This window comes from Thiolapillus sp. (assembly GCF_048562965.1).
GTDB lineage: Bacteria > Pseudomonadota > Gammaproteobacteria > Chromatiales > Chromatiaceae > Thiolapillus > Thiolapillus brandeum_A.
This window is the reverse complement of the sequence record NZ_JBHNMF010000853.1, coordinates 1-1,229: the sequence shown is the minus strand read 5'-3', so window position 1 is coordinate 1,229 and position 1,229 is coordinate 1. Positions and strand designations below refer to the sequence as shown.

Annotated in this window: 1 protein-coding gene and 1 pseudogene; both read right to left on the bottom strand. The window is 56.5% G+C overall.

What is annotated here, in order from left to right:
• Nucleotides 1-340 (bottom strand): NERD domain-containing protein (locus ACOCD2_RS20640; RefSeq protein WP_294031595.1); only part of this gene is annotated, 340 nt, incomplete at its 3' end.
• A 200-nt stretch (nucleotides 341-540) separates the two neighbouring features.
• A pseudogene (locus ACOCD2_RS20635) lies at nucleotides 541-1,229 on the bottom strand (hypothetical protein); the annotation flags it as partial.

The window sequence follows — 1,229 nt, the reverse complement described above, 5'->3', positions numbered from 1 at the left end:
GCATGTTCTTGTTCGCCTGCTCGAAGGGATCTCGAATGTCTCTCTCCTTGCCATTGGGGAGCCGGCGATACCAACGCCGCCCATCGGAATCGTAGCGGATTTCGCCTCCTTTCACTTCCAGAACCAACAACCCCAGTTCGGGCCAGAGAATGAGAAAATCGGCCTCTCCCTCCTTCAATGTGGTCTTCTTACTCCTGTCGTTGCGATCGGGTCTCAACCAAGGATAGCTATGATAGACGATCACATGATTGGGCAGCTGCTCCACCAATGCTCGTGCAACGTCACGTTCCGGTTTGTTGTCTATCTCTTCGATCGATAGAGTCGGTATCAAATGTGCCATGGGCCGATCCTGCTCCTAATCCTCTACCACGGTGCCGATGCCAGAGAAGGCTTCCCACTCCGATTTCGACAACTGCAGAGACGTGGTCGCACCCCGGCGCCGAACCCTTAGATTGATCCGGGGCTCCCCTGTCTGCGCATCCTGCAATTCCGACCACCACAACTTTCCATGAGCGAAACCCGGCACACCGTCCGGCTGTCTCAGATCAGGGTGCGCCACCACGACCTGGGCATTCTTTGGTGGTTTCGGATCACCAGCCGCCATGAAGCGCACCTTCCGCACCTCGGCTTCTCCAGGCAACCACACAGAGAATGTCCGCCCAGCCAACTCCTGCCCCTGCAATGCCTGGAACGGGGGTCCACTACCCTCATCATGAGTATTCTTCCTTTCATCGGCATCGGCCTCTTCTTTCTTCGGTGGAGGCCGTCACGCCACCTGGGTGCATCACCCAAGTGCATACTGTTCATGATCAGAGGAACATCCGGCTCCACTTCCCGCATCGACATGGGCACCGTAAAATTCCGCCACGCCCTGATTCCCGGCCTCTCCAACAGAGGAACGATATTCTCCTTGCCCTGACCTTTGCGCTCATAGGCCAAGATCCGACCTCCGACGCTGGCTTCCTTCGCCCATTCGTCGATCCGTTCCTTCAGTTCCTGGATCGCCAGATCCTTGGTATCCGTACCCTTGGTATCCGTACCCTTGATCCGCCAGGCACGATCACTCACCACATCAATGACTTTTTCTATCTCCTCGCCATCCGTCTCGTCCAGTTCACTGGCACCTTTGTTGGGGTTGAACAGGTCGTTCTCCAGACGCAGGATACTCAGCATGGTTCCCGTAAGACCACGATCCATGGCCCTGGGAGAGAAAGGCGTCACCGACTGTG